Consider the following 23,080-nt stretch of genomic DNA (forward strand, 5'->3'; position numbering starts at 1 on the left):
TGGTGCAAATTTCGGGAATTATCCCATCAAAAAATCTCTCCACCAATAACCCGAATTTTTAATTGTGCGGAGTTGTGTTCGAAAGTCAACATGCACAATACCAAACCTGGCTTTATATCCTTCTGCCCATTCAAAATTATCCATCAATGTCCAGGCAAAATATCCTTTAACAGGAACACCTTCATCAATCGCCACTTTCATGGCATGAATGTATTGCTGATAATACCCTATTCTTTCATTATCAGCAACCACCCCACCAATTAATTTATCTTTAAAGTACGCTCCGTTTTCTGCTACAATAATATCCCCGGTTGGATTATATGATGAGAATCGCTTGATCATTCTGCAAAAACTTTCGGGATCTATTTCCCAACCCATATCAGTATGAGCAAGCCTTCTTTTACGAGCGTTTATTTCAGATGCCTGAACAAAGGGTACTATCGAATTATGTTTTACGGTTAGAGAGAAATAGTTTTGCATTCCAATAAAGTCAAAATCAAAACTGAATTTCTTTTTATTTTTCCAGGCCTTTGTGTGAAAGTGTATCTTCTCCATTAAAGAAAAATAATCTTCGGGTAAACCCAATCCCAAAGCAGGTTCTATGAATAATCGATTTAGTAATACATCCATTCTATTGGCTGCGTCAATATCTTTTTGATTTTGCGAAAATGGTTTTACTTCACTGCATGAAAAAGTTGTTCCAATATAAGCATTCGTTACAAAATGCCTGAGCAACCTTCCTCCCTCTGCCTGAGCAAGCATTGCATTATGTATTGCAGGTAAAAAGTTATCTAAGCCCATTTTACCCGGCGCATGTTTGCCTAGCATGTAACCCAGTGAAGTGAAACCCATCGGTTCATTGAGCACTATCCAATGTTTCACTTTACTTCCATATTCTTTTGCACAAAAACTTACATATTGCTTAAACCACTGAATGAATAATACGGATGTCCAGCCGCCTTCTTTTTCAAGAGATTGCGGAAGATCCCAGTGGTAAAGCGTTACAAAAGGAATAAGATCAAGCTTTAAGCATTCATCAATAATTTTATGATAGAACTCAACGCCTTCTTTATTTATTTTACCAATGCCTTCGGGGAAAATTCTACTCCAGGAAATAGAGAAACGAAAGACTTTAAAACCAAGCGCTTTTACTAATAGCAAATCATCTTTATATCGATAATAAAAATCGCAAGCCTGACGGGGCGTATCGCCATTTTTTATTTTACCTCTACGGTTTGAAAAAACATCCCAAATGGAAAGACCTCTTCCGTCAATATTATAAGCTCCCTCAATTTGGGCTGCAGCGGTTGCTACGCCCCATAGAAATTCTTTTTCAAAAGAATTGGCGTTTAACTGATTTAGGTTTTTAGTCAAGTAACAAACGGCTTAATGATGGGTGAATATCTAAGCATGTTGACAAATGCCAGCCTTTTTCCTGTTTTATTTCACAAGCAGTTCGAATCACTTTTGAAACGATCGACTCTGTACAGTAAGCCAGTGATAATTTTTTCTGTTCACTACTCATCCATGATCGAACATTATTTGTAAAGTCGATGTCTATTTCCTCCAAAACAGGTACATCAAAATTCTTCAATGCTGAGGCATTACACAGTTGTTCATACTGTCCTTTGATTGGCAATACCATCAATTTTTTTCCCATGTACAGTGCTTCTGCCGGCGTTTCAAAACCTGCGCCGGTGATAATACCAGAAGCATGTATCATACTTTGATTGAATCCATTATTATCAATAGGCATAAAGGTTATATTCTTATTTTCTTCTTTTTTTGAAACCCGTTTACTAAACACTTCGAATTTTAGATCATGCAAAGCTTTTAGTTTTTTAATAAGTTGTAAGTCGCTGTAGTGAGGAAGATACACTGTGATATGACCATTATCAGTTGTTTCAGCATTCAATATTATTTTCTTTATGATCGGAGGTAAAATAAAATCATCATATTGTTCAAAATGTAAGCCAATATATTTTTTTGCTGTTGCATACTTTTTCAGAATGAACTCTCCTGCAAGATCCATTTTTTTCGGACGAGGCACTTTACTGCTCATAAAACTTGCTTGATGACCAAAATTAATTGAGGCTATATTTTTCATTTTACAAGCCAATGAAGTAATACTCTCAAAATCATTGATAACAATATCATATTTTTCAACTGGTAAGTCTCTTGCTTCTCTGTATGATCTAACAGGGGAAAAATTTTTGATCATTTTAAAATAATCCAATCCGCCTTTGTTAGAATAGAAAAGACTAATTCCCTTGCTTTGGTATTTTACCGGCAATGCCGTAGCCGTTTTTAGACTACTGTTACTGCCGCTTAAGAACACATCTACCTCACCATACTGTTGTAAGTATGGCAATAGTTCTATTGCCCTTGCTATGTGGCCATTACCTGTTGCCTGAACTGCGTAAAATATTTTCATTATTGAACAAATAAGGAATTAAAAAATAGAGAAACCTCGTCGGTCATTACATTCAATTCAGGAAGCTTGTTGTCTTTGGTTATGATACGGGTATGCATTTGTGAAAACTTTTTTTCATCATATTGATAAATGTTCCATTCATCATTTACAAATTCGAGTGCAGTTAAATTTTCGACCCAATCACCACTATTCAAATAAACAACACTTCCTTCTTTGCCGGTAATAACTCTTTTTTGAGGTTGATGAATGTGGCCACATGCTACATAATCATATCCCTTATTAATGGCCAATTCTGCGGCGGTTTGTTCAAAATCTCCGATCCACGAAACTGCTTTTTTTACACTGTTTTTCACTTTCTTACTAAAACTCATTTTTTCTCTTCCAAATAATTTCAATGTTGCATTAATAAATCGATTAAGTAATATGAGCATATCGTAACCATGCCCGCCAAGTTTTGCTAATATTTTTGCACTGCCTCTTGTTGTTGCATCAAACACATCTCCATGAAAGAACCAGGTTGTTTTACCGTTCATTTCAATTACAAACTTATCTGTGAGAAGAAAATTACCCATTTGCAGATCGCTGTATCTGCGTAACATTTCATCGTGATTGCCGGTGATATATACGATTCTTGTGCCTTTGCTCAACATGCTCATTATTTCTTTAATAACCTGCATGTGGCTAACGGGGAAATATCTTTTACTGAATTGCCAGCCATCAATAATATCACCATTTAGAATTAAAATTTGCGGAGAGATACTCTTAAGATAATCTACTACTTCTTCGGCATGACATCCATAAGTACCTAAATGTATATCGCTTAATACTGCAATATCAACAATGCGTTTTTCCATTGTAAAATATGGTTTTACAAAAGAACACAATGCATATTAACACAGCATTAGGGAATGATTAAGAAATTGTGATGTGGTAGATAGAATTATCTTAACACCATTTGCCTGTCGGCATCCAATTTTACTAAAATAAAAATGAGAATGGTAAAAGTAAGTAAAGAAGAGCCGCCGTAGCTTAACAACGGTAAGGTGATACCAATCACCGGTGCAAGACCAACGGTTACACATATATTTACAGCTACGTGAAAGAAAATTATTCCGGCTACACAATAAGCGTACACACGACTAAATGTACTTCGTTGCCGCTCAGCAATGGTTACTATTCGAAGCAATAGCCCCATATAAAGTAACATTAATAAAGTGCTGCCCCAGAAGCCAAAGTTTTCTCCTACGGATGTAAAAATAAAGTCGGTATGTTGCTCGGGTACAAAGTCTCCTTGTGTTTGTGTGCCTTTTAAAAATCCTTTTCCTAAAAATCCTCCTGAGCCTATTGCTATCTTCGATTGTTTTACATTATAGTTTTGTTGATCACTCTTTTTTTGTTTTGCTTTTTCATCTTCAGAATTGAGTGCTGCGGTTTTACCATCGCTAAAAGGATTATCAACGCCAACCATACTGAAAATTCTATCTGCCTGATATTTCTTAAACACATGTTTAAAAACAAAAGGCACTGCTACACCAACAAACAGAGAACAAAATCCCCAGACAACTGCTACCATTAATAATATCTTACTGTTACGTCTGATACGCCTGCGGTTTGCATAACAAAACAAAAGTGCGGCAGCGGCAAAAGCAATCAATAATGTTTTGGTTGGGAATAAGAGTGAAACAATTAACAAGATGGCCATTGCAAATCCTGCGATCAAATATCCCGGAGGCAACCCTTCTCGATACATTGGAATAAGCAGAGAGAAATAAACCAATGCCAGCCCGGTTTCTCCCTGAGCAATAGATAATAATGCCGGTGTAAAAGATAATGCTGCACCGATCATTTGCGATCGGGGTTTACTAAAATCTGTTTCTTGCATTGACAGATATTTTGCAAGCACCAGTGACGTAAAAACCTTACAAAGTTCTACGGGTTGTAAATTCATGAAACCTAATGGTATCCAGCTTTTCGAACCTTTGATCTCTTTCCCTACTACAAAAGTTGCCAGTATTAGCAGTATTCCAACTAGATAAGAAAGATTAGCTGTAGCAGTAAAAAATTTACTATCGGTTAATAGAATAAAAGTTGCCAATATTATGCAAGCTCCAAAATAAAATAATTGTTTGCTGTAATTTTTTTTGAATCCTAAAAAGCTTTGTATCACTCCATCTCCTGATCTGTACTCAACTGAAAATATGCACAGTAATCCTATACAAACCAATGCTGCATACAGCCAGATTATTGGCCAATCTATTCCTTTTCCTATTGCAGGGTTGCGTTGATTCACTTTATTATTTTAATACTTTGATCCTAATGCATACAATTGCATTTAGTTACTTACAGTGTCTTTTTCCTCTTGTTGTTTCTTTTTCTTATCCGGTAAAATTGCTTGTGGCTTTATTTTATTATCGCCGCTATCTTTTACCGGTTTTTTATTTGTCAGATCTTTATTGTTTTTTAGATCAGCCAATGCATCTTCCTCGTCATCCTGATCTACTCCCATGGTATCTTTCATGATCTGGATATACCCTTTTGCCAAAAGATAAGCAGAATCTTTTGAATGCATTAGAGAATCTTGCCGACGCATTTCAATATAAATTCTTTTCGGAATTAAATTTAAATTAGATAGCTGATCAATTCTTGCTAGCCTTGCTTTATCGGTAATTGAATCTTTCAAATATTTTTCGATCATCAACCCAACTATCGGTGCCGCATAAGTGCCTCCAAAGCGGCCGCTATTTTCCACCACACACATGATGGCTATTTTGGGATTTTCTCTTGGTGCAAATCCACAGAAGAATGCATGGTTCGGTTGTTTTACCCCACGATAATAGTTTTCCACTGTACCCGTTTTACCGCAAACAACAACATCTTTTACTTTTGCAGCAACACCAGTACCATTGTCAACCACACCCTGCATACCATCAAACACTGCTTCAAAAACACTATCGGGAATTGCTGTGGTGTTATGCTTTTCTTTAAATTTTGTAAGCATCCCGAATTGATCTCCGCCTTCAATCGAATCTACCAAATGAGGAATTTTATACCAGCCCTTGTTAGCTATGTACGCCATTTCATTGGCCACCTGTATTGGCGTAACATCTACCTCTCCCTGGCCGATACTTACAGAACGAAAACTGCAATAGTTCCATTTCCCGGCTCCGTGCACTTTATCGTAATAAGCCGGCGTAGGAATATTGCCTCTTTTTTCTGAAGGCACATCAACACCTAATTTATGACCCAGTCCGAATTCATACATATATCTGTCCCATGCAGCCAAACTACTATCGAGGTTAGGATATTTCGGATTATTAATTACCCGTTGCATTACGGTAGCAAAGTATGTATTATCTGAAATTCTTATCGCATTACGCAGATCAAAAGTTCCGTAATCTAAACAACGCATTGGCTTTCCACTACCACAACCATAAAAGGCTCCACCGCAAGACACTCTAAAATCTGTTGTGATCACTCCTTCATGCAAGCCGATCAAAGCCTGTAGTGTTTTAAAAGTTGAACCCGGAGAGTAAGTTGCGCCAACAGTTCTGTTCAATAATGGCAAAGCCGGATTGAGTAATAATTCCGCAATGTGTTTTTTTCTTTCTGCACCGGTCAATAATCTTGGTTTAAAAGTAGGACTGCTTACCATACACAAAATGCCTCCTGTTTTAGGATCGATTGCTACAATGGAGCCTAATTTATTTTCCATTAATTTTTCTCCCAACTCTTGCAATTCAATATCTAAAGAAGTATAAACATTTTGTCCGGCTACAGCAGTTGTATCGTAGCGGCCATTTTCCAGCCTTTCGGTCAATCGATTTTTATTATCTCGTTTCCAATATTGAATACCACGTTGCCCCATCAATACTTTTTCGTAGGTGCGTTCCATTCCGGTCTTTCCGGCATAGTCTCCTATCTGATACCCATCATCGGGATGCGACTTTAAAAAATTAGTATCTACTTCTGACAAATAGCCCAGCACATTACCAGCCGCATCGTATGGGTAACTTCTTACCGAACGTTCCTGCAAATAAAAACCCGGAGTAAACTTATACATGGCCTCATTCAGTTTGGCCATTTTTTCGTCGGTCAATAATCCGTCGAAAATAGATGGACGACTGCGACCATTTTTGATGATCACTTCTACTATTCGCTTGTTGAATTGAGCCGTGTCTAAACCCAAAATATTACACAATGCAGCAGTATCTATGCCTTTTAGTTTATTGGGGATGATCATCAGATCGTAGATGGTAGTATTTTGTAAGATCGCTTTACCATTCCTGTCGAACACAATACCCCTATCGGGATAAATCACTTTTCTGAATTTTCCCTGATCATCAGCCAGTATCTTATATTTTGAAGTGATAACCTGTAATGTAAACAGACGTGCAATGATGATGATAAACATTGCAACAAAGATCAACCGTATGATATTTTTTCTTGATTGATTAAACGCTGGCACTTGACTTTTAATTTACAATTTGAGATATACGATTTACGCTTTTATTAAATCTGATAATGCAATCATTTCTTATTTACACCGTATTTGTTCTGAACTGTTGCTTTCTGCTGAATAATAATTCCGTAATTATGATCAGTAATAAACTTATTGCCGTTGATGTAAGCGTTTTGATTATAAAATACCAGACATTACCGATCTGCCATGCTTCCAGCATAAACAACCAGCCATGATGAATGAGGGTTAACATACCAGCATAGATCATATATGGCAGAAATCCCCCCATACTTTTTACCGAAGGTTCTTCGTAATTGGCATCTGCTCCTTCCTGGGGAATAAGTATATTAATAAAGAAGGGACGAAAATAAGCAATCAATACACAGGCTGAAGCATGGAAGCCGGGATTGTGTCGGAAACTATCCAATGTAAATCCCAGTACAAATGCCAATATCATTTGCCAGCCACGAGATAATTTGAATGGCATCCAGATGATGAAAAGCATATATATATATGGAGTCACCATCTGATGTAGATGGATCTTATCCAACACATATACCTGAAATAATATCAGCAAAATAAACCGAACAATATTTTTTACCAGTGTACTCATTCGCTTTTTTGTGAACTATTAGTTTTGCTTTTTTACTTTATCTAGCAGTTTTTGCATTTCCTCTTTCTGCAAATTATCTATTGCATATACATACTGCAAATTGTAAAAGTCTGCCGCTGTTCTGAAATCGATAATATAATTGTTTGTGCTTTTATCGGGCACTACTGAATTTACAAATCCTATAATGAGACCTCCAGGGAATCCCGTGCTGTAACCGCTTGTAATGATAGTATCTCCCTTTGCAACTTTTGCACTTTTAGGAATACCAACCAACGAAATGATATTTGGCGTTTTTCCATCCCAGTTCAATGTTCCTATTTGTCCTCCTTTTAATAGCTTACCGCTGATATGACTGTCTTTGTGCAACAAACTCATTACAACAGAAAAGTTTTCACTTACATCTGTTACAATTCCAACAACACCATTACTGGCATCTACAACCCCCATATCTTTTTTTACTTGTTGATTAGCACCTCTGCTCAATTCAATATAATTTTCCTGAGTGGTAACAGTGTTGGCAACAACTTTTGCCATTTTATATAACCACTTTCTACGTGTACCCAATGTATCGAAAGGGATTGAATCAGTAACAACTTTATTGATAGTATCTGGTGCTTCAAAATTTTGTTTTAGTAAATTTCTCAAGCGTTCGTTATCAGCCCAAAGCCGATCATTTTCTTTTTTCAATCCGAAATATGAAGTGATCTTACTGTGCTCAGTATTTATCTTGCCCGTAATTTCTGTCATGTATGATGTAGTAACCGCATTTTGGTATTGATTGTAATGAGCAATGAGATACAAACAGAATACCTGCAGTAACAGGAAGAAAATAAAATTTGAATACCTGCGGATGAAGAGAAATATATTACGCACTTGGAGGAAGTTTGTAGTTTTTAGTTCTTTGTTTATAGTTCAAAAGCTTCATGCTTTTTGTAAAAAAGAATACTTCAATGCTTAGCTCGTCAACTAAAAACTATAAACTAAGAACTAAATATAAAAGCATCAAGTTATTGGCACACCATTACCTCATCACAAACGGATACCTGTCATAATTTTTCAAAGCAATACCCGTACCTCTTACCACACTTTTAAGTGGATCGTCAGCAACATGTACCGGTAATTTTATCTTAGCCGCAATTCTTTTATCAAGCCCACGTAACAAAGCACCGCCACCTGTTAAATAAAGACCTCTGCGATAAATATCTGCTGCTAATTCCGGAGGAGTAGTTTCCAAAGCTTTTAAAATTGCTTCTTCAATTTTGAAAACACTTTTATCTAAAGCTTCTGCAACTTCTTGATAGCTCACCATTACTTGTTTTGGAATACCCGTTACAAGGTCACGACCGTTTACAGGAATATCATCAGGAGGATTATCAAGATCTTTCATTGCTGCACCTACCTGAATTTTAATTTGTTCGGCAGTTCGTTCGCCGATCAATAAACTATGGTAACGACGTAAGGCTTCCATAATATCCGCAGTGAATTCGTCGCCGGCAATACGGATACTTTGATCACAAACAATACCTGCCAATGCAATTACGGTAATACCTGTTGTACCACCGCCGATATCGATGATCATATTACCAACCGGTTCTTCAACATCTATACCAATACCCAAGGCTGCCGCCATTGGTTCATGAATTAAGTAAACCTCTTTTGCTCCGGCTTGTTCAGCACTATCTCTTACAGCACGTTTTTCAACTTCGGTAATTGAAGAAGGTATGCAGATCATCATTCTCCAACTTGGCGCAAACAGCGGTTTTTTAGGGTAGATCATTTTGATCATTTCCCTGATCATCAATTCGGCCGCATTAAAATCCGCAATTACACCATCTTTCAACGGGCGGACGGTTCGGATGCTTTCATGGGTTTTTTCATGCATCATCAATGCTTTTTTACCCACCGCCAAAATATTTTTAGGATTATTTCTGTCTAATGCTACAATCGAAGGTTCGTTTACCACCACTTCATCGTTAAAAATGATCAGGGTATTTGCAGTTCCCAGATCCATCGCTATCTCTTGTGTGAAAAAATTAAAAAGGCCCATATATTTTTAAAAAAATAAGATTTTATTCAATGTGAGCAAAGGTGGTGGAAATTATTTGAATTAACAATGGCAAACCCTTTATTTTTAAACATTTGGGGCAAATTTGTGAATTAGTCAGAAACAGGATTTTTAAGGGTAAAATTCTATTAAAAGGGTTCAGGTCGCAAAAGCGTCCTGGTCCAAAGCAAACCAATCCTATTTAAACTCAAAACCAATGTCGTCTCTAAAATAAATATCATCGAAATAAATCTGTTCCAGCATATAAACCGACTGTTCGGCAGCATCAATAATTGTATCCCCAAAAGAGGTTACGGCCAATACTCTTCCTCCATTTGTAACCACATCTTTTCCTTCATTTTTCGTTCCTGAATGAAAGATCATTGTTCCTTCAAAGCTTGTATCGTCCAAACCTTTAATGATCTTACCCGTTTCGTAAGTTCCGGGGTAACCTCCGCTTACTGCAACAACTGTTGCGGCAGCATCTTTACTTATTTTAATTTTCAATTCGTTCACTTTTTGCAAAGCAACGGCTGAAAAAATTTCTACCAGGTCTGTTTCTACTCTTGGTAAGATGCACTCCGTTTCCGGATCACCAAGGCGACAATTGTATTCAATCACAAACGGATCGTCGCCTACTTTTATAATTCCGATAAAAACGATTCCTTTATAATCTAAATTTTCATTTTTCAACCCGGTAATAGTTGGCTCTACAATACGGGTAATTATTTTATTCAGAAACACATCATCAGCAAATGGTACAGGGCTTACAGCTCCCATTCCGCCTGTGTTTAATCCACTATCGCCTACGCCTATACGCTTATAATCTTTTGCTTCAGGAAGTAATACATAATTGACCCCGTCTGTTACTGCAAACACACTCATTTCGATACCCGACAAAAACTCTTCTACCACAACTCTTTTACTTGCATCGCCAAATTTAGATTGTCGGATCATCAACTCAAATTCAGCCAATGCCTCAATCGGATTATTGCAGATCAACACCCCCTTGCCTGCAGCCAAACCGTCGGCTTTTAAAACTATCGGCAACGCATGATTGCGAATATACTCTACACCTTCTTCGTAATTAGTATGATCAAACTCTCTGTAAGCGGCTGTTGGAATTTTATTTCGATCCATGAAAGCTTTTGCAAAAGCTTTACTGCCTTCTAATTGAGCGGCTTCTTGTGAAGGGCCAATTACATGGATATTTGATGTTTTGGGATTGCTTTTAAAAAAATCATATATCCCTTTTACCAAGGGCTCTTCAGGGCCAACTATGATCATATCAACCTTATTAGACAAACAAAAAGTTGCTAATCTCTCAAAATCGGTTGTTTTAATATCTACATTTTCTGCTGTGGTGGCGGTGCCGGCATTACCCGGAGCCACATATAATTTTTTACACAGCTTGCTTTGTTTCACTTTCCATGCCAGTGCATGCTCTCTTCCTCCGTTACCAATGATGAGAATATTCATTTAATTAGTCAAGTTTTTTTTATCAGGATATGTTTCAGGCGCAAAAATAAACATGGTTGCATAGGAAACCATAATAATTTTATAAACGGTCGGATTTATTTTTTGCCACTTATGGACTATATCTTTAAAATTTACCATATTAAAAAGAAATTCGCTACTTTGAGTGATAAATTTCTTAACTAATACAAATATTTTATGGCGCCGAATACAACTGATGTATTAACAGATATCGAAGAAAAGAAAGGAAAATTTCCTAAAGCCGTACCGTATATTATAGGAAACGAAGCGGCAGAGAGGTTTAGTTATTACGGGATGAGGGCTATACTCAGCACATTCTTAGTTGCACAGTTCTTCAACGCAACAAAAGATCCCGCCCTTACCGCTGCCGCAGAAGCCAGAAGCAATGAGCTGGTTCACTATTTTGTAGCGCTTGCTTATTTTATGCCTTTGGTTGGCGGTATCTTGGCAGACTCTTTTTTCGGTAAATACAAAGTGATATTTTATGTTTCTATACTTTATACGATCGGGCATTTGATATTATCTCTTGCAACAAATAATCTTAGTTTATTTACGGTGGGTTTAATTGTGATCGCTATCAGTGCCGGTGGTATTAAATCTTCCGTATCAGCAAATGTTGGAGATCAGTTTGATAAAAGCAACAAACATTTAATGAGTAAGGTTTATGGTTGGTTTTATTTCAGCATCAATGCCGGATCGGTTTTCAGTACAATTTTAATTCCTTACCTGTATAAAGAATATGGCGCAGATATCGCCTTTGGTGTTCCGGGCATACTGATGGCTATAGCCACCTTTACCTTTTGGTTGGGAAGAAAAAAATATGTTCGTGTGCCACCATCAGGTTTAAAAAAGGAAAATTTCTTTTTCATTGTAATTGAATATTTCAAACAACTTTTCAGCAACAGAAACGGAAAAACTGTATGGCAAGCCGTTGCACAAAAATATTCTGCAAAATCTGCTGATGGAGTAAAAGCAGTATTCAGAGTTTTAGCAGTGTTTGCATTTATTCCTATTTTCTGGGCTATGTGGGATATGTGTTTGGCAGAATGGGTAATACAGGCAGAAAAAATGGATTTAACCGTATTTGGACATAAATACATAGCCGAACAGATCCAAACTGTTAATCCGATCTTTGTATTGAGTTGTATTCCACTGTTCACTTATTTTGTTTATCCTTTTTTCGATAGGGTCGGACTAAAAACAACCCCTTTAAGAAGAATTGGTGCCGGCTTAATTCTTACTGCATTGTCTTTTGTGATCATTGCACTTATTCAGGAAAAAATTGATGCTGGCGGACATCCTTCTATCTGGTGGCAAATATTAGCATACTTTGTTTTAAGTGTGGGTGAGATATTGGTTTCTATTACAGGGTTAGAATACGCTTACACACAAGCACCAAAATCAATGAAAAGCACCATGAATGCTATCTGGTTGTTGACCGTAAGCGTTGGTAATCTGTTTGTTGCTGCAATGAACGGAAACATTGCAAGTGGCGGTTATTTTTCAAAATTCACCGGGGCCAGTTATTACTGGTTGTATGTTGGTATATTAAGTGGGTTTATTATAGTGTATCTGCTCGTTTCTTCCAGATTAAAAGAAAAGAGTTATATCGTTGGAGAAGATGAAGACGCTGCCTTATTAGCAGAATCTAAAGAGCCTTGAAAGGCTTAAAATCTCTAAAATAAAAAATAGCGGCTAAAAATTAGCCGCTATTTTTATCTAACTACTTTAAATAAATTTCAGATGATCGTACTGTTTACCCAAGATGGTTTTATCATCTGCTCCTAACCACTTGTTCAACACAGTAGCATACACATTTTTAAAATCAACTTTGTGTTTCAGGTCTCCATCGCTTAGATCAGAAAGGTCGGGCATTTCATTGAGTATCCCTTTTTCTTTTAACCCGCCGCTTATGAAAAACATATTATTTGCTGTACCATGATCGGTTCCACCACTTGCATTCTGCGAAACCCTTCTTCCAAATTCGCTGAACGTCATCATCAACACATCACTAAAGCGATTGTTCTTTTTCAGATCGTTTGTAAATGCTTTTAATGCATCATTCAATTCAGTGAACAATCTTTTCTGTTTATCATTTTGATTCACATGCGTATCAAAACTTCCTAACGAAACATAATAGACTTTTGTGTTAATATCCGAAAAAATTAAAGAGGCAATTGTTTTCAAATTTTTTCCAAGTTCAGTGTTAGGATACGTTTCTCCGGTTGGATGCAATTTGCTTTGCTGAAAAATGTAATCGGCACTGCTCAATGTTTCACTCATTGTTTTGTAGAGATAATCAACTGTTGCTTCCTCATGATGATGAGCAGCATTGATATCTTTAAAGAATTTTTCATTGCTACTGCTGTATAATCTGCGTGGGTCTTTTACAGCAAGTCCTTTATTATTTTCTCCTTTCAGGGCAAGACTTAAAACATCATCTACTTCCAAAGCCTGGGTAGGCTTATCACAACCATTACACTGAGCATCTAAATAACGGCCAAGCCATCCTGTATTGATGTATTCATTACTGTTACTTGCACTGTGCCAGATATCCATGCTTCTAAAATGAGATCTATCGGGATTCGGATAGCCAACATTATTAAGGATGCCTACATTACCTCCATCAAACAAATCCTTAATCGATGATAATGCAGGATTTAACCCAACCTCATCGGTTAGTTGCAATGCATCTGCTTTTGCAATACCAAGCTTCGGACGTTCTTTATAATAAATATCATTTCTTATGGGGATGATCGTATTCAATCCATCATTACCTCCGCTGAACTGAATGACAACCACAACTTTATTCCCTGGCGGAACCATCATCGGTTGCTGAAATGCTGACAAGAATTTTGGCATCATCAGCGAAGCGGTTGCTAATGAACCAAGTTGTATGAATTCTCTGCGTTTAATGACCATGATATTAAATTTATTACAGACTATTATTGGGGTTATGTACGATGTTTGATATACGATTTACGATGTCATTAAATTTAAAGATGCGACTATTTTCACTTGCACCTCAAAGCTTGAAAAATCGCAAATCGTACATCGTAATTCGTAAATTCATTCTAGCACAGTTGATACTCCGGCGTGCTCATCAAATTAATGATGGAACTCTTCACGTAATTCTCCCTGCTTTCTTTATTCAGGTATTTCTCTAACACATCATTATTGATCCTGCTCTTTGTTTGTAAAACCGTATCGCTGATCTTTTTAAGTAATTCTTCTTTTGAAACTTTCTCGAATATCTTCACAACCATTACCCAGTCAACAATTGCCGACCCGCCTTTGGATGCATATTCTTTATTTTGCTTTTTAATTATCTTCTCTTCCATCATTTGTCCCATCATTGTATCATCATCGCCTTTAGGTTTGATATTGATGGTTTCATTGGCAGTAATGATCTGCGGTATGCGTAGACGTAACATCAAAGTACTGCTGTCTATCCAGGTTTTACCTCCCGGCCAACCAGCAACATTCGGCGGATAAAACAACACTTGCCCTAATGCTCTTTGAAACAATAATTGTGCGGCATCATTTTGAAATTGCAACGGCAACAAACGCCTTAACCCAACTAATAATTCTATCGGCGACTTGATTTTTGTTCCGATATTTTTTCCATCGTAAAACCAATCGCTTGTAAAAATATCTTCCATCAATTTTTTGATATCGTATCCATTTGTATAGAACCTTTTAGACAACCAATCTACTTTTGCATCATCCACGGCATCGTTCACAAAATATTTGTATATCTTTTTTGTAATGTAGGTGGCTGTTTGTTTTTGTTCAAGTAAGATATTGATCACATCATCTCCATTAAAATTTCCTGTTTTGCCTAGAATGGTTTTAACTCCTTTATCATGTTGCTTTTCACGAAAAATAAAATTTCCTTTTACATCAAAACTCCATCCTGTAAAGGCTCTTGCAGCTTCTTTGATATCTGTTTCGGTATAATTGCCCCTACCCATTGTAAATAATTCCATTACTTCACGGGCAAAATTTTCATTGGGATGTTGTTTTTTATTTTGCTGATTGTTTAGGAACTGAAGCATAGAAGGACTCTTACTTACCTGCCTTAAAAGTTCTCCGAAATTCCCTAACGCATTTGCACGGATGATATGTAGCAGATCCTGCTGATTAAAAATATGTATCACTCTACAGGCAAAATGTCCATGCCAGAACAAACTCATTTTTTCTCTGAATTGAGCTTCACTATTGATCATCTCCCCCATCCAGGTAACATTCAGCAATTTCAAATCGTCTTTTGATTGATCTTGCAATGCCTTGCGTTGATCTTTAGTAAGCTTATTTGTATCTCCCCCCATCAGGATCATATCATTCAGATAATCATCGTATGCTTTAGATGCAATATTTAGTTTTACCGGCTCTTTTTTAGACGTCGATAACAACAACTCCCACAATTTTTTTTGAGACATTGTATCCAGATCGGAAGCCATTTCGGCCATGGGACCAAATGCTGCCCGCCACAATAAGTGCTGATTTTTTAAACGATTGGAAATGGCCATGCAATAAATTTATTACTCAATTTAGGAAATCAAGTGTAAGACTCAATTATTATGCAAGAGTTTAATTACCGGCAGAAAATGTCTGATACTACAGTATTACGCTACTACGACATAATTACCAACAGCTCCTCTCTACCTAATTTCCATTGAGGTAGTTCTAAAAAATGAAAAAGTGCCGAAAAAATTAATTGTTATTGTTTTGCATTTGCCTGAACATAAGCCAGTGTATTTGCCTTTTCAATGTCAGTCAATTTTGCTTTAGGAGCCATCCAACCCATGATACCTACCCATCTTACAGCAGTAAAATCTGTTGTTACCGGTAACGCATGGCATCTGCCACACTTAGCTTCATAAACTGTTTTACCTGCTGCGATATCTATTGCTACGGGTGCAGATGGAGCTTCTTTATTTTCAACTTGTGCAGGAGATTTTTCTTCTGTTGTAGAAGGCGTTGCTTTTTTACTGCAACTGTAAACAGCTATTGCCAATATGGATAAGACGATCAACTTTTTCATTGAATAATTTTTAGATATTGAAAATACAATTTCTTACTTATAAAAAGTAAGATTTAGTAAATATCAGACAATTTGTTCAGCCCCAAAATACTTTTGCAATACTTTAGGAATTTGAATGCCGGTATCTGTTTGATTGTTTTCCAATAAACATGCCACAATACGTGGTAGTGCCAGAGAAGAGCCATTCAATGAATGCAAAAGCTGCGTTTTGCCGGTTGCATCTTTAAACCTGATCTTCATTCTGTTTGTTTGATAGGTTTCGAAATTGCTCACACTGCTACACTCCAACCATTTTTGTTGTGCCGCACTATATACTTCAAAGTCGTAAGTAAGTGCAGATGTGAAACTCATATCGCCGCCGCATAAACGAAGAATTCTATAAGGCAATTCCAAAGCCTGCAATAACTTTTCTACGTGGGCTACCATTTCTTCAAGTACTTCATAGCTTTTATCGGGATGTACCAGTTGTACTACTTCTACTTTATCAAATTGATGAACTCTATTCAATCCACGAACATCGCTACCAAAGCTACCTGCCTCTCTTCTAAAGCATGGTGTATAAGCGGTCATCTTGATCGGCAAATCAGTTTCTTTTACAATTTCATCTCTGTAAATATTAGTAACCGGTACCTCTGCCGTCGGTATCAAATAGAAACCATCTGCGGTTACATGATACATTTGTCCTTCTTTATCGGGCAACTGACCTGTACCATAAGCCGTTGCCTCATTTACCATATGTGGAGGTAAATATTCGGTATAACCGGCATCAATATTATAATCCAGAAAATACTGGATCAAGGCTCTTTGCAATTTTGCTCCTTTACCTTTATATAATGGGAAACCGCTACCGGTTAATTTTGCACCGGTTTCAAAATCTACCAGATCATATTTTTTAATAAGATCCCAATGAGGTACTGCTCCTGCGTATAACTGTGGCTTTGCTCCTTCCTCTTTGATATTCACATTTTCTTCGGGTGTTTTTCCCTTTGGTACAGATGTGTGAGGAAGATTAGGCAGTTTCAATATTTCATCGTTCAATTCCTTTTCGGCAGTAGTTAACGCATCATTCAATTCTTGAATGGTATCTTTTTGAGCAGCTACTTCCTGCTTTTTTTGTTCTGCCGCTACTTTATCGCCTTTTCCCATCAACATCCCGATCTCTTTACTGGCAGCATTTAAAGATGCCTGTATGGCTTCGCTTTCTGCTTTTAGCTTACGAACCTGTGCATCTAATTCCACTACTTTATCTACCAACGATAGATCGCCAAAGTTCTTAACAATCAACCTTTCTTTAACTACATCTACGTTCTGGCGTATAAAACTGATCTGTAACATGCTCTGATAAAATTTTGGCAAAGGTAAGGAAGTGTGCTACAAGCTGCAAGGGGTCAATCTTTTTTTGAGGGATTGTTCTATATGAAAAGGCAGCTCCCTTATAGCTAGCCGCTTTCATTTATATTTGCAGGATGCAACACCTACAGGAAGATTTACAGATACGCTGGTTAAAGCTTAGGATCAAACTAAAAGAGAATTTTGGGATCAAACCTGATATGGATGGAGTTTTGTTCTTGATAGGTGTACAGGAACTGGGTGCCGGCAAACAAACGTTTACTAAAGAGCAAAAGCAAGACCTGATGCATATTGCGGTATGCACCTTACTTGCTCAAAGCGGATATTACATAAATGAGGGAAGAGATGAAGACGGATGGCCTCATTTTAGACAACTTAAGCCTTTACCTACTTTTAATATGATAGAACAGGAGAATTTTTTAAAAGACCATGCGTTGCTCTATTTTGCGGAGCAGGGAATCATTTAATTTTTTGTAAACCGGATTGTTGCAATCGGCGCCAAAGTGGTATTACCATTGGCTAAAACTGTTGCCATAGAAGGGGTAAGCAATTGAATATTTTGCTGTGGCACTGTTGCAGGATTTGAATAACCAAACACATCTCCATCCTCTGTCCCGGCATCATACACAAACATATTTACGACCGTATCAGCAATCCATGCATTATTTTTTCGCAGATCAAGATCATGTATACCCATAAACCAATCCGGTGAAGGAGCGATCATTGATGCAAGACTAACACGAGTGTAGTCTGTATTAACATTCAATGCAGTTTGTGCCGACCCCGTTGCGCCTGGAGGTTCAAGCATCACAAATTTATAAAAGGCTTTTTGTTTGCTTACAATTTCATCTAGTTCTGTGAAAATTGTATTGATTGCTCCAACTTCGGCCACAGCTTCTAAACCCGGCGAAGCTTTTGTACCCGGTTGCCACATGATGGTATCAGCATTATGAACCATGCCGGCAATCAGTGTTACATGGGCATTTGAAGGCACAGTAAATTCAGGTGTTTTCCAATTGAGTTGTATGGCTACGTTGTAGGAGGCTTCACTGTATGAAGATGACTGAACCATTTCCTTCTTACAGGAGAAAAGCAACAAGGAGGCCGAAAGAATAAAAAAGTAGTTAATTGATTTCATATTTTTGAATGCGTATTTCATTCTTGTTACATTTGCCTTGCAAAAAATTTGGTTAAGCATTTAAAATACGTTTAAAATGATCAAAAGGTTTTATGGATTTGCAATTTTATTATTTGCTTTAATAGTTTCAACCGGAAACATTAGCTACGGACAAACTACAAAAAAGGTTGTAAAAAAAACAGCTCCTGTAAAAAGAGGGGCAACAAAAAAGGTAACAGTAAAGAAAGTGGTACCCGGCATTAGAGTAAAGATAACTACTGATTCGGGAATTATTATAGTACGATTATATGACAGCACTCCTTTGCACAGAGATAATTTTGTAAAACTTGTAAAGGAAGGTTTTTATGACAGTACGCTATTTCACAGAGTTATTAAAGAATTCATGATACAGGGTGGTGATCCGTTGAGCAAAAATGCACAGCCTGGTCAGCCATTGGGTATGGGTGGCAGCGATATGATGAGAATCCCTGCTGAGTTCAAACCTTATCTTATTCACAAAAGAGGTGCGTTGGCAGCAGCAAGAGATGAGAACCCGGAAAAAGCCAGTAGTGCCTGTCAGTTTTATCTTGTACAGGGCAAGAAATACAACGATGTCGATCTTACTAATATAGAAAATTATATCGGTGCTAAATATACTCCTGCTCAGAGGAAGATATACAAAACAGTTGGTGGTGTTCCATTTCTCGATAGAAATTATACTGTTTTCGGTGAAGTAGAAAGTGGCTTGAAAGTAATAGACAAAATTGTTGCAGCGGCAAAAGATCCGGGAGACAGACCGCTTGTTGATATTAGAATGAAAATGGAAATTGTTGAAGCCAAATAATGTTGAGTTTTGGGCTTTGTTGCTTAAAACATCTACTTTTGCAGTCGGCAAAAAAATATTAAAAATATACAATAGATAATAATGAACATACCTTCAAATCTTAAATATACTAAAGACCACGAATGGATCTCTCTTGACGGAAATATTGCTACTATCGGCATTACAGATTTTGCTCAAAGTGAGTTGGGTGATATTGTTTTTGTAGACATTGCTACAGTTGGTAAAAAATTAACCGCAGAAGAAATTTTCGGGACGGTTGAAGCAGTAAAGACAGTAAGTGACCTTTTTTTACCTGTTGCCGGCACTATTACCGAGTTCAATGCTGCATTAGAAGCTAATCCTGAATTAGTGAACACCGATCCTTACGGTGAGGGATGGATGATAAAAATGACCGTCGATAATGCAGCAGACGTTGATGCTTTATTAAGCAGTGAGGCATACGCTTCTTTAGTAGGTTAATATTGTGTTGAATATATTTATCATAAGATGAACAATATTTCCTTTAAAAAATTTATACCAGGCATTGCCTGGTTTTTTCTTGTGTTGATATTAATATGTACTCCCGGACAAGACCTCCCCGAAGTAGATACCTGGCTTCAGCAACTGTTCATAGATAAAATAATACATCTTATGTTATTTGGCATACTGGCCTACCTATTTATGTATCCTTTTAAAAAATCTACACTCAATAAAAAAGAAAAATTACAATATTTTTTACGCATAGCCATTGCAGTTTCTATCTGGGGAATAACCACAGAGTTTATCCAGAAATTTTACATCCCCAACCGCAGTTTCGACCTTTATGACTGGATAGCCGATAGTGTTGGTGCATTAATACCCTCTATTATTTTTAGAAAAAAAGTTCAATAAATATTTTTATTCATTAACTTCATGCCAAGAGTGGTAAAATAAATTTTCTACTATTTTATCTTTCTTTTTATCAACCTTCTCTTTTAGAATTACCGCTATTTTTTGTACATCAACATTTTCTCCTAAAAGCGGAGAGCACACCTTATTCAAATGTGATACCGTTTAAATTAATTTTTTAATTAAAAACACATTTGACATGACTAAAAAACTTTTACAATACAGACATGTTTTGTTTGTAACGATCTTTCTTTGCATTACAACTATTGCAAGAACACAAACTGTATCAATTACAGGACCACAGCCTGTAAACATTGGTTGCGAAAATTATTATACCGCAACAGTTAGTGATGTTCCGTCTGATTGGACCATTGTTGATTACAAATGGCAGGCTACATATGTAGGCACTAATGGAGGATACATAAAATACGCCTCTGCTATTAACAATGGAGTACCAGTGTATACAACTGTTACCGCCGGCAATGGCCTTGAATTTACAGCAAAAACAAAAGAATTTTGGGTGAATTGGGATAATACTTTTGCACCGAGTTGTGCGGTACAGGTAATGTTCAAAATTAGATATACAACACCAACCACTCAGCCAGCGATTAATGAAACTAACCCTTTTTATCTCTCAGGTGGTCCAAGCAGCCCAATTTTTATTTGTTTAAAAGGAATTTCGAGCAATCTCGCTTTTACCGGCCCGACATCAGTGCAAAAGTGCTGCACTTCGAATGTTACTTATTCAGTTACTAATTATGGCGATGCTACAAGTTTTGATAATTGGACCTACCCGACGGGATGGACATTGATATCCCAATCCGGTAATTCAATCACCTTGAGACCCGACGCTTCAACCGGCGGTAATGTTACCTGCAGAGTTGGCATCAATACATCATGTCCGCCTATATATAAAGTAGCCACCATTACTGTAACAAGGAATGACGCGATTGTTACTACCGTTGCGGCACAATTCCCTTTAAACAGAATTTGTCCTAATTCAAACTACTCGTTTTCCATTAACCCGGTTTGCGGCGCCACGGATTATACCTGGCAATTCCCTGCTGGATTTTCTATTACCGGTTATACCAATAATAAAACTACTGCTAATGTTACAACGGGCCCAACCATTAGTTCAGGCAATATAAATATTGCCGCAGTTTTCAATGGGTGTAGTAATGCTACGCTAAGTGTTCCGATTGTTGCCATTACCGGTAGCCCTGCGCAGGTACCAACATTTAATACAGATGCACCTAATTATCATTGTGGAGCCTGGTATGTTTGCAGAAATGGGACTAATGTTCCGTTTGTGGGAAGTAGTATTGCCATTGATGTACAGACCCTTACTTATACAATATCTTCAGGCTGGTATTTTAAAAATGCCAATAACCAAAAAGTAAATATGCTTACATTAAATTATAACCAGCTACCACCTAATATTTATAGTGATGAATGTAAAACAACAGGTAATTATAGTGTAAAAGCCAATAATTGTCTGGGTAGTTCAGCTGCTACTGTGGTGTGGTTTAGCAGGGAATCTGATTGCTGGTGTTATGGCTGGCAAAATTATCCTTACACTTGGGGCAGCAATAAACCTTGCCGCACGCCTGCGACCGGATGCAGCACATTATGCTCAACACCTCCTCCGGTTTACCGTCCGATAGCAATAGAAAATATCAATACGCTTGAAAATAAAATATTTCCCAACCCTGTATCATCGGTTATTAATATAGAAACTAAAGAACAGGGTATAAAAACCATCAGAGTGGTGGCTTTAAACGGTAAAGTTTTATATACTAGCAGCACAAAGCAACAGCGTATAAAAATTGCTACTGCTAAATGGCAGAATGGAATTTATTTTGTCGAAGTTTTCAGCAACAAAAAATCCATTATCAAAGAAAAAATTGTATTAAAAAAATAATCTTTTGTATGATCATTTTAAAAAAAGCAGTCATTATAATTATTTGCTTAACCAATACCATGTTCGCTCTTTCGCAGCGAACGTGGTATGTTGGTTTGCATATTAACCCCGGAACATATCAATTATATAATAAAAATGACTGGAATGCAGATTCTACTTTAATTTATCCGGTAACAGGAAAACTGAATACAATAACTATAGGAGCTACTACCACTTACATTTGGAATAAGCACTTTGGCATTAATAGTGGATTACTATATAACTATTGTAAACAAGAATTCTTTGTTAAACGACATTGGGCTGACCCGGACCCATTGGTATACTACAATATTACAGACGAATTTAATTATTTGAAATTACCCATCAATTTTCAATACTCAACAAACAATAATGCTAAACATCAATTTATAGGGTCGGTTGGCCTACTAACCTCTTTTCTGATTGATTATCGTGAACATTTTTTACAAAAATCAACAGGATTCTACTCTGAATATGAATGGCATAATAAAACAGGTACAGCTATTTCTGTTAACAATAGCAAGGCCTATTATGATAAATTTATTTATAATCGTCTATTATTAGGAATAAATTCCACAGTGTCATATTGTTTAAAGTTTACTGATGGATGGAAATTAAAAATTGGAATTATTGGAGAATACGATTTTACAAATGCTGAAAACAGAAAAGCAAAGCGTATTGATAATAACGCATTGTTTTGGTCAACTACCGGCATTAAGAGATATGGATATACAATTGTAGGGGGGGAAAGACCCAAAACACACAATAGATCATTAGGAATCTTTATTAATGCTAGCATTCCTATTAGCATTAGAGAATAAACCCATTTTAAAGGAAAAACAACCGCAATATTGCCACTTACAGCCCTT

The 23,080-nt window shown here is 36.9% G+C and carries 21 protein-coding genes; 7 read left to right on the forward strand and 14 right to left on the reverse strand.

Translation table 11 applies throughout. The annotated features are described in order from the left end of the window. Nucleotides 1-18 precede the first annotated feature (18 nt). From ACQ33O_RS01925 to purD, 9 genes are all read right to left on the reverse strand, one after another. Nucleotides 19-1,374, reverse strand: coding sequence for a GH1 family beta-glucosidase (locus ACQ33O_RS01925; protein WP_430993861.1), 1,356 nt, complete (start codon nt 1,372-1,374; stop codon nt 19-21). After that, complete coding sequence (locus ACQ33O_RS01930; protein ID WP_430993862.1) at nt 1,367-2,434, reverse strand: glycosyltransferase family protein; 1,068 nt, start codon at nt 2,432-2,434, stop codon at nt 1,367-1,369. Before ACQ33O_RS01930 ends, ACQ33O_RS01925 begins: the two co-directional genes overlap by 8 nt. Further along, the gene (locus ACQ33O_RS01935) at nt 2,434-3,288 is read right to left on the reverse strand and encodes a UDP-2,3-diacylglucosamine diphosphatase (RefSeq protein WP_430993863.1); all 855 of its coding nucleotides are present in this window, start codon (nt 3,286-3,288) and stop codon (nt 2,434-2,436) included. The genes ACQ33O_RS01930 and ACQ33O_RS01935 overlap by 1 nt, the downstream gene beginning before the upstream one ends. Nucleotides 3,289-3,374: 86 nt before the next feature. After that, nucleotides 3,375-4,724: a rod shape-determining protein RodA gene (rodA, locus tag ACQ33O_RS01940; protein WP_430993864.1), complete on the reverse strand. Its 1,350-nt coding sequence runs from the start codon at nt 4,722-4,724 to the stop codon at nt 3,375-3,377. Nucleotides 4,725-4,766: 42 nt separating this feature from the next. Beyond that, nucleotides 4,767-6,899: a peptidoglycan D,D-transpeptidase FtsI family protein gene (locus ACQ33O_RS01945; protein ID WP_430993865.1), complete on the reverse strand. Its 2,133-nt coding sequence runs from the start codon at nt 6,897-6,899 to the stop codon at nt 4,767-4,769. 73 nt (nt 6,900-6,972) lie between these two features. Next, nucleotides 6,973-7,506, reverse strand: a complete 534-nt coding sequence (locus ACQ33O_RS01950) for a rod shape-determining protein MreD (RefSeq protein WP_430993866.1) — start codon at nt 7,504-7,506, stop codon at nt 6,973-6,975. 18 nt (nt 7,507-7,524) lie between these two features. Beyond that, nucleotides 7,525-8,379: a rod shape-determining protein MreC gene (gene mreC / locus ACQ33O_RS01955; RefSeq protein WP_430993867.1), complete on the reverse strand. Its 855-nt coding sequence runs from the start codon at nt 8,377-8,379 to the stop codon at nt 7,525-7,527. A gap of 148 nt (nt 8,380-8,527) precedes the next feature. After that, complete coding sequence (locus ACQ33O_RS01960; RefSeq protein ID WP_229761442.1) at nt 8,528-9,553, reverse strand: rod shape-determining protein; 1,026 nt, start codon at nt 9,551-9,553, stop codon at nt 8,528-8,530. A 195-nt stretch (nt 9,554-9,748) separates the two neighbouring features. Beyond that, the gene (gene purD, locus ACQ33O_RS01965; protein WP_430993868.1) at nt 9,749-11,029 is read right to left on the reverse strand and encodes a phosphoribosylamine--glycine ligase; all 1,281 of its coding nucleotides are present in this window, start codon (nt 11,027-11,029) and stop codon (nt 9,749-9,751) included. 195 nt (nt 11,030-11,224) lie between these two features. Between purD and ACQ33O_RS01970 the strand changes: the two genes are divergently transcribed. Beyond that, nucleotides 11,225-12,709: a POT family MFS transporter gene (locus ACQ33O_RS01970; protein WP_430993869.1), complete on the forward strand. Its 1,485-nt coding sequence runs from the start codon at nt 11,225-11,227 to the stop codon at nt 12,707-12,709. A gap of 66 nt (nt 12,710-12,775) precedes the next feature. Here the strand turns inward: ACQ33O_RS01970 and ACQ33O_RS01975 are convergent, their stop codons facing one another. From ACQ33O_RS01975 to serS, 4 genes are all read right to left on the reverse strand, one after another. Continuing rightward, nucleotides 12,776-13,969: a DUF1501 domain-containing protein gene (locus ACQ33O_RS01975; RefSeq protein WP_430993870.1), complete on the reverse strand. Its 1,194-nt coding sequence runs from the start codon at nt 13,967-13,969 to the stop codon at nt 12,776-12,778. A 152-nt stretch (nt 13,970-14,121) separates the two neighbouring features. Further along, nucleotides 14,122-15,579: a DUF1800 domain-containing protein gene (locus ACQ33O_RS01980; RefSeq protein ID WP_430993871.1), complete on the reverse strand. Its 1,458-nt coding sequence runs from the start codon at nt 15,577-15,579 to the stop codon at nt 14,122-14,124. 191 nt (nt 15,580-15,770) lie between these two features. Continuing rightward, the gene (locus ACQ33O_RS01985) at nt 15,771-16,094 is read right to left on the reverse strand and encodes a hypothetical protein (protein ID WP_430993872.1); all 324 of its coding nucleotides are present in this window, start codon (nt 16,092-16,094) and stop codon (nt 15,771-15,773) included. Between the two features lie 63 nt (nt 16,095-16,157). Beyond that, entirely contained in the window at nt 16,158-17,429 is a 1,272-nt protein-coding gene (gene serS, locus ACQ33O_RS01990) for a serine--tRNA ligase (protein ID WP_430993873.1), read from the reverse strand. A 131-nt stretch (nt 17,430-17,560) separates the two neighbouring features. Between serS and ACQ33O_RS01995 the strand changes: the two genes are divergently transcribed. After that, on the forward strand, nt 17,561-17,911 hold the full coding sequence (locus tag ACQ33O_RS01995; protein ID WP_430993874.1) for a hypothetical protein: 351 nt from the start codon (nt 17,561-17,563) through the stop codon (nt 17,909-17,911). Here the strand turns inward: ACQ33O_RS01995 and ACQ33O_RS02000 are convergent. Then, the gene (locus ACQ33O_RS02000) at nt 17,908-18,582 is read right to left on the reverse strand and encodes a spondin domain-containing protein (RefSeq protein WP_430993875.1); all 675 of its coding nucleotides are present in this window, start codon (nt 18,580-18,582) and stop codon (nt 17,908-17,910) included. The two genes, ACQ33O_RS01995 and ACQ33O_RS02000, sit on opposite strands and share 4 nt — an antisense overlap. Nucleotides 18,583-18,658: 76 nt before the next feature. Between ACQ33O_RS02000 and ACQ33O_RS02005 the strand changes: the two genes are divergently transcribed. The 5 genes from ACQ33O_RS02005 (at nt 18,659) to ACQ33O_RS02025 (ending at nt 23,032) form a co-directional block, all read left to right on the forward strand. Then, nucleotides 18,659-19,405, forward strand: coding sequence for a peptidylprolyl isomerase (locus ACQ33O_RS02005; protein WP_430993876.1), 747 nt, complete (start codon nt 18,659-18,661; stop codon nt 19,403-19,405). A gap of 81 nt (nt 19,406-19,486) precedes the next feature. Then, entirely contained in the window at nt 19,487-19,864 is a 378-nt protein-coding gene (gcvH, locus tag ACQ33O_RS02010) for a glycine cleavage system protein GcvH (RefSeq protein ID WP_430993877.1), read from the forward strand. A gap of 27 nt (nt 19,865-19,891) precedes the next feature. After that, complete coding sequence (locus ACQ33O_RS02015; RefSeq protein WP_430993878.1) at nt 19,892-20,275, forward strand: VanZ family protein; 384 nt, start codon at nt 19,892-19,894, stop codon at nt 20,273-20,275. 196 nt (nt 20,276-20,471) lie between these two features. Then, nucleotides 20,472-22,193 (forward strand): T9SS type A sorting domain-containing protein, encoded by a 1,722-nt coding sequence (locus ACQ33O_RS02020; protein ID WP_430993879.1) that lies wholly within the window; start codon nt 20,472-20,474, stop codon nt 22,191-22,193. 8 nt (nt 22,194-22,201) lie between these two features. Beyond that, nucleotides 22,202-23,032 carry an outer membrane beta-barrel protein gene (locus ACQ33O_RS02025; protein ID WP_430993880.1) on the forward strand — a complete coding sequence of 277 codons (831 nt, stop codon included), beginning with the start codon at nt 22,202-22,204 and terminating at the stop codon, nt 23,030-23,032. Nucleotides 23,033-23,080 lie beyond the last annotated feature (48 nt).

Source organism: Ferruginibacter sp. SUN002 (assembly GCF_050611725.1).
Lineage (GTDB): Bacteria > Bacteroidota > Bacteroidia > Chitinophagales > Chitinophagaceae > Ferruginibacter.